Genomic DNA, 7,377 nt, shown 5'->3' with positions numbered 1-7,377 from the left:
ACTTGTGATGCTGATAATCTGTTGACTAGCAGTCTGACTCCACAAGCACCCACACGAATTGCTTGATTCAGTTGTTAAAGAGCGGTTGGTTAAGATCTTTCATCTCAACCGAGGTGCGCATCTTACAGCGCATCTTTTCAAATTGCAACCTTAAAAGTTTCTGATTTTTCAACAAAATCAACTACTTAAACCAAGAGCAACATCAAGCTGCTCGTTAGCGGGAGGCGAATAGTACAGTATTAAAATACGTGGTCAACCCCCCACCTGAAAATTCTTTCCCCTGCCAAAGCGCCCGGGCAGCCACCATGAAAACCCCCAGCATCTACATAAAGCATCGAGGCAGCCTATGCGCGGGGAGACCTTTTCGAGAAGCGTCGGGTCATGATGGAGCATTGGGGCAGGTATTTGAGTGAAAAATCAGAATGAGCTTAAGCCCATGCTCGCAGCGCAGACTTGGGTATTCTGCTGCGCCGATCATCATGCAGCTACTATTCGAGCTGCTTCCCAAGCAAAGTGCTCTCCCCCACAACACACGCCTAGCCACCGGAAACCATGGGTGTGATGGAGTACTCTTTCTCCACCTGCCCAACCGCCGCCGCTGCCCCAGCATTAACCATCGCCGGCCGTACCCACACAGTCCGCTCCTCCAACCGTCGAACGTGCCCACGCCGCAGATGCGCGCGCGGCGAAGCATGCTGTCCACCGCCACTTGAAGTGCCGGTTGCACGTGGAGCGCTGATCTGAAGTACGCGATAGCTGAAGAACGGCGGCTTTCCTTTTCCCTGGCGCTTGCGATTGATCAACTTCGGTGCGGCGATCTCTGCTGTGGTGACATTGGCGCAGTTGAGCACCACGCCTGTCTGCAACAGCATTGAGACTTCATCACGGGTATCGGACAGGACTCTCGCGGCCACTTCTGCTCCGCAAGAGTGTTCCAGCGCTTGTGCTGCAATCTCCGGCAGCAGCAGGAACGGCGATACGCGAAACTGGCGCAGTTTGCTTAGCGGCAACCCGGCGGCGATGTAGGGTTCGGTCAATAGCTGATTGGTCAGGCCGGCCTCGCCAGGGGAGTAGTCACTGACTTCGTTGTCATGGGGCACAAAGGCGCCGCCCATGGGCAGCTTCCAAAGCCCGGTACGATCCTCCCAGTACAGCGGGATAACGATCACCCCGCCGTGCTCTTCCTGTAGGAAGCCCCGGGTATCCGGCAGCCAATTGGCGACTTCCGGGGACATGGTCAAGCACAGGGCGATACGCTTGGATGAGCGGATGCCACCGTGTTTGTCACCACCGGCTCCGTCCGGCCAGACCCAGGGGGCTTCAAGGGCTACCACTGGATACGGCAGGCGAGCCATATCGACATGCGCCTGGCGCAGCTCGCTCATGTCGACCAACTCGGCACAGTTGGGTAGCAGGAACTTCACGCTGTCATGCAGTTGCTTCGCTACAAACGTGTGGGCCATACGAATACCGGGAAGGTTCTGGCTCAGCAAAGGCAGGCACACTTCCAGTTGCTCCAGGGCCTGAGTCGAATAGTTCAAGCTGCGGACTCGATCGGTCTTATCCATCATGCGGAACTCCTTACCGTTGCGTGACGCTGTCAGTAGCTTTTTTTCTGCCGCGCTCTTCCAGCAACGTCCTCGGCAACACAAACCCCTCAAAACTGCGTTGGGTGATCGGGTTGTTAGCCTTCTCCGCCCCAATCCGATAACGCATCAGCCCATCGGCAACGGCAAAGGTCAGGTCCACGCTGGTGTCGGTTCTTCCATTGAGGTGCCCGCGGCTAAGCAGCCGGAACAACGACCACGGCCCGCGATAGCTCAGGCTGGCGGTATTGCCGGTGCTGTGCACCAGGGTCAGTTGGCTGCCATTGGTGTTGCCCAGGCTGTTGGGCCACACCAGTCCCGTGCGTTGCGGCGCGCCATGCTGGTAGGGGATCAGTTGGCCGTCGACGCTGAGCATGCTGCTCAGGCGGGTGGCGCTCAGGGCCAGGGGTTCGATGGTGAGTTGCACGGCCAAGTGGCCGCGATGGTTGAAGAAGGTGTCGCGGATGCGCTCGACATTTTTCAGCTGTTCCAGCACGTCGCTGCGCACCAGGTAGCCGCCGAGGCTGTCGGAGTACAGCACATCGAGGTTGTCCTTGAGGAATACGTTCAGGTATTGATCGTGAAACTGCTGCAGGCGCCCTTGTGGGCCAAAGAACGCTTCAAAGTCCTCCAGCGAGGCGTCCTCGCCGCTGGCCTTGAACGGGTAACGGCCCGCCAGGCGGTCGCGGTAGAAGCTATAGATCTCACTGTCCCAGCGTTTCTCCAGCTCGCGCAGGGCGGCAATCACCAGCACCTGCGAGGTCTGGTCGGCGAGCTTTTTGACCTGTTGGTTCAGCGGTTCGGGCAGACCCACGGCGACGCGTTGCAGGTTGGCGATCGGGTCGGCACCGCCCAGGGAGAAGCGGTTGAGCACGGTTTTAAGGGCGGCTTTACCGGGGTCGGGATTGTCGTGCACGGCCTTGGCATAGTCGTAGACGGCGCTGACTGAGCGCAGGGTTTCTTCGTAATAGGACGGCTGTTCGCCTTGCGCGGTGATCAGTTCGGCCAGGCTGGAGAACGCGCGCCGAATACCAGCGGCCTGCTGTTGGCCGTCCGATACCTTGTCCAGCGCCAGCGGTGCTTGTCCTTCGGCCAAAGGCACGGCCGGGTAAATCACGCTGTTGTCGCGCAAGGTTTCCAGTAGGCGCCGCAGCGGTGCGGCCGGGCCGGTGACTTGTTCCAACACGGCCACACCGTGGCTGAGGTCGTCGAAATCGGTGACCGCGAACTGATTCAGTGCCCGCCGCCAGCTGTCCACATAGTCGGCGCTGTACAGGGCGCGAATGCGCTGGGTCAGAATTTTGCGGTCTTCATCGGAGTAGTCCAGGCGCTGCCGTTCGCCGAGCACCCATTGGTCGATCATGGCCAGTTCGATGATGCCGTCGGTGCCGGGCTCGAAGTAGTCCTTGAAGCCCTTGGCGGTAAGCAACGGTGGCAACTGCAGGCCGCTGCCCTCTTGATCGGTGTTCAGCGGGCGGTAGACGATATCGAACGCTGGGCCGACCTCATTGCGCAGGTCCAGCGGGCGATGCAAACGCTCCAGAGCGTCCTGTTTCAGGCTCATGTAGACCCGTTCGGCCATGGGCAACTGGCGCAATTGCTGTTGCACCTGGGCAATGCGTTCACGGTAGTGCGGCAGGTCGGCGTCGGCGTATTTCAGCGCGTAGCCCAGGTGGCCCATCAGATCGGCCTGCAACTGGCCCTGGCCTGGATAGGCGCGCTGCCACTGCTTGGCGACCCACTCTTCGACGATGGCCGGGCGGCGGTTTTGCCGCACTTCAAGCATGCGGTAGACGCGCAAGGCCGCCAGTTGCTGATTGCTGCCCGCAGGCGCGGTGTTGATCGCATCCAGCACACCGCTGGCAATCGCCGGCAGGAAGCGCTTGGACAGCAGATTCAGGTACGCCTTATCCACGGTGGGGCCGATCGCCCTCCCCTGATACAACCCCATATCCGACAACAACGGCCACGCTTGGCGATAGTCGCCGTAGACCAGCACTGCATCACGAATCTGGTCCAGCGGCACCAGCAAGTTGCGGCCGGTGGCGTCGACCTTGGCGTCGATGTCCCGCTCACTGAACTCCTGGCTCTTGGCCAATACGGTGGCCGCTTTGTCGCGGTTGATGTTGAAGTAAAACTGCCAGGTACCGATGGTCACTAAACACCCGAGGGACGCGACGCTGAACCCTGCGATCAGCAGCCGCCGTTTGCTGCGGGCCACCTTGATGTTGTCGCCCGCCAGCCCCGCTTCGGGGTAAATCACTCGCTGGAACAGTTGCTGGGCAAAGTAAATCGCCGTGCCCCCGTCCGGTTTGACCTCGAGTGGCGGTGGCGGCAGTTGATAGGCTTGCCCCGCTTCTTTGACGAAAGCGTTGCTCAGGGTGCCCTTCTGAAGCACCGAGGAGAAATACAGCCCGCGCACCAGCGCCGGGGTGGTGAAGCGATCGCTGCCGAGCATTTCGCTCAAGAAGCCAAACAGCGCCGGGCGCAGGCCCGCCACCTGGTGCGCCAGCGCCTGCAAGCGATCGCGCTCAATCAATGTGCGCGACTCCCTGGCGCCGTCGAAAACTTGCTCGCTCAGGCAGACGACAAAGGCCTGGTATTGGCGTGTCAGTTCCGCCAGCCAAGCATCGAAATCATCCACCGCGTCCAGGCTGAAGGTGAAGCCCAACAGGTCTTCGCGCCCACTGCGCGACAAGTGGGCGAAGAACTCTTCGAAGCCTTCCAACAGGTCGAACTTGCTCAACGTCACGTACACCGGCAGGCGCGTGCCCAACTGCCGCGTCAGCTCAAACAGCCGGGTGCGCAGCAGGTTGGCGTGGGCCTTGCGCTGCTCGGGACGTTGCGCCAACAAGGCCTGCACATCGATCACCAGCACCACGCCGTTCAAGGCCCGACGGCTGCGATTGCGCGTCAGCCAGTCGAGCAGGTGCGACCAGAGGCGCGCATGGGCGCCAGTGGGCAGTACCGGTTTGAGCTTGCCCTCCGCGCCCGACTGCTCCTCATCACTGGCCGCCGACTCCGGGTGGCTGAGAAATTCCCCCGGAGGATCGATCAACACCGCCTCGTCACCGATCCACCAATCCACCGGATAGGCCAGTTGCTCCTCCTGATGAGCCCTGACCCCGGCCTTGGTCACATGGGACAAGGCAAAGCTCTGGTTGGAGCGGGTGATCAGGCTGGTCTTGCCGGCGTTCTCCTCGCCCAGCACCAGGTACCACGGCAGTTGATAGAGCGAACGGCGGCGCTCCATATTGTTCAGCAGGTTGCCCAGGCTGCGATCCAATGCCCGCTCCTGCGCTTCGACATAAGGCAGGCAGGGGTCGGCTTCTAGGGCAACCTCATGTTGGCGTTCGACCTGCAAACGCTGGTAACGCTCCCGCACACGCCACGCCCAGACCAGCAGCGGCGCTACGATCACCACCACACTGACCGAGACCCGCATCGCCAAGTCGGCCAGCGGCTGGTGCTCACGCCAGGTCCACTGTGGCCCCAGCCACCAGATGGCGATCAGCAAGAACACCACGCCCAGCAGCACCAGCACCGGTAGCGCCTGATTGAACTGGCGCAGTAGCGGCAGGCCCCAGCGTTTGAGGTAACTCCAGACCGTTTTCATGAATCGCTCCTAGCGTATTTATAGAATTCGTTGCCTACAGACGGCATGAACGCGTTCCTTTTTGCTCCCGCTAACGCCACGCCCATGGTCATGGCTTGCGCTTTTCAAAGCTGGCGATGAACTCATCGAGGATGCGTTTGTTTTCGGCCGCCTCCTCGGCCGTTGGGCCACGGTCGTTCGCCCAAGGGTCCGGCTTGGGCGCGACTGAACTGGGGCGCATGCGCACGGACTTGAGGATCGCGTCCCACACGGCCATGGCTTCGTAATCGGTGAGGGAGGGGTTGACGGGGTCTGGTGAAGCGGGTTGTTGCCAGAGCGGCAGGTCGTAGCCATTGTTGGCGAATTCGGGCAGGGTCCAGCGAACTAAGTCCTTGGGTTTGTCAGGATTGATTGGAGTTCTTTTTATCCCACCCGCCGACATACGAAAATTCATGCTTGGACGATTCAGGGCGGGATTTTCACGATAGATTTCGGCCCCGAAGAGGATTTGACGGTGAGTGTCGTCACTGAAGCCGATCAGGGATTCTTCCGCCGGCATTCCCGCGAGGGTGATCTTCTTCGTGCGCAGGTTTTCATAATCACCCGCGAGGAAAACCCTCGCGCCCTCCTCGGTCCGGGTCTTTATGCTTTTCGTTTGGCTAGGCGATAACGCATTGACATAAACCTCGAGCGAGACATCCGAAGCAGGAGGCCGAAAATTGAATGTCGCAATCTCCTGATCGTGATGACTGCGGATCACAATCGGCCCAAGCGCAAACCCCGCGCCGGCATTTTCGGGGCTGACTTTGAAGATTTCCTTCGACAGCTTTAATAGACGGGTTTCAACGGGCACCGTATCGCCGTTGTAGGACTCCGCTCTGAGCATGACGTAGACGTCATCGATCAGCAGATGAGACTCATGAACGAATGTTTGGCGGCGTGTTGCTTGCTTGTAGTACTGCAGCAACTTTTCCCTGGGTGAGGCCATTTTCGCCGACACCAGCATCGACACATCTGAATTCTTATAGTTCTTAACCGCCGAAATCCGACGCGCCCGCTCATTCAAGGCCGCATCAAATCGCTCCTGCGTCACACCGTCCCCCAGCACCCGAACCTCAACGGTTGAGTGATCGGCACCCAGTCCATAGTAGAGCATCACATCCCCGCCCCCCGTCCAGTTGGCCGGCAGATCGATCAGGCCTCGGCCCAGCGCCCAGGTGCGCATGTTGCTGGTCAGTTCGTGCACGGTTTGTTTCTCCTGTTCGCTGGGCTGTTTGAAGGCGGTGCACCCGGTGACCGCCCCCAACAGCAGGCCTGTAAAAAAAGCGGTCAACCGGCGCATAGAGGCCTCTTGGCTTTCGCCGCGATCTTGATGAGGGAATAGAGGGTGAATTGCTGGGTTAACGGATTGGCATACGACGCCTCATGGTCGAAGCCGGGTGCCTGAACTTGCTGGCGGATCGAATCCTTGCGTGCCTGCCTGACCGGCGCACGGCCAGAACTCACCGGAACGGTGCCGTCGCCCGCGCCGTCCTGCATGCGGCAGTGCAGCTCCCAATAGCTGGTCTGCACGGTTCTGACCGGCGCGTCGGGATCACCACGCAGGGGTGGCACGGCCTCGGCTTGCCCGCCGACGTACAACGGGCTGCGTCCGTCGTCACGCACTTCATGCATCTGCAGGCTGGACACCGTGAAGGCATCGGGGCTTGAGGCATGGGGACCATTGAGACGAGACCCGCGTCGCATTTCCCAGGTGATGGATTCGAAGCTGGGGTGTTTGTCGTCGTTGCCGTAGTAGACGTAGGTTTGCGGGTGGTATGACCCAGCGATATCCTGGTGAAACTCCTTTGCGCTCCGGATGTTGTCCGCGAATATTTCCCAAGTGATTGCCTTGCCATCCTTCGGCGCCAACCACTCTTCGCGCAGCAATCCCCACCAACGGTCACGTCGCAGATAAATCTCTTCGTAGGGGTCTTTTTCCGGCTGGCGCGGCATGGCCGGCCCGCCTCGCTCGTCGATCAGCCGCAGCCAACCCGGGGCGTAATCCTGGGTGGGCAGCAATTGCAAGGCGCCCGGTGCCTGCGCAAACACGGCGGTCACTTCCTGGCCGGTCGGGCCAATCACCGCACCGGCAATGGGATCTTCGTCGCTCATGCCGACTTTGCAGCGGCGGTAAGCGACCGGCGCGCCGATGGC

General features: G+C 60.3%; 3 protein-coding genes and 1 pseudogene. All 4 read right to left on the bottom strand.

Features of this window, described 5'->3' with window-relative positions:
- Positions 1-536 precede the first annotated feature (536 nt).
- Complete coding sequence (locus tag C8K63_RS29810; protein WP_223530737.1) at positions 537-1,571, bottom strand: hypothetical protein; 1,035 nt, start codon at positions 1,569-1,571, stop codon at positions 537-539.
- Positions 1,572-1,581: 10 nt separating this feature from the next.
- A complete protein-coding gene (tssM, locus tag C8K63_RS29805) occupies positions 1,582-5,202 on the bottom strand; it encodes a type VI secretion system membrane subunit TssM (RefSeq protein WP_108219949.1) in 3,621 nt (1,206 codons plus the stop codon).
- A gap of 88 nt (positions 5,203-5,290) precedes the next feature.
- Complete coding sequence (locus C8K63_RS29800) at positions 5,291-6,523, bottom strand: T6SS immunity protein Tli4 family protein (RefSeq protein ID WP_108219948.1); 1,233 nt, start codon at positions 6,521-6,523, stop codon at positions 5,291-5,293.
- Positions 6,511-7,377, bottom strand: a pseudogene (locus C8K63_RS29795) (alpha/beta hydrolase); the annotation flags it as partial. The gene C8K63_RS29800 and the pseudogene C8K63_RS29795, both read right to left, overlap by 13 nt.

The organism is Pseudomonas sp. GV085, assembly GCF_003050925.1.
Classification (GTDB): Bacteria; Pseudomonadota; Gammaproteobacteria; order Pseudomonadales; family Pseudomonadaceae; genus Aquipseudomonas.
Note: the sequence above shows the minus strand (reverse complement) of the source record. Positions and strands in the feature narration are given on the sequence as shown.

Excerpts from the sequence above, each read along its gene's own strand:
- C8K63_RS29810 (WP_223530737.1), bottom strand. The coding sequence starts at position 1,571 with ATGATGGATAAGACCGATCGAGTCCGCAGCTTGAACTATTCGACTCAG.
- tssM (WP_108219949.1), bottom strand. The coding sequence starts at position 5,202 with ATGAAAACGGTCTGGAGTTACCTCAAACGCTGGGGCCTGCCGCTACTG.
- C8K63_RS29800 (WP_108219948.1), bottom strand. The coding sequence starts at position 6,523 with ATGCGCCGGTTGACCGCTTTTTTTACAGGCCTGCTGTTGGGGGCGGTC.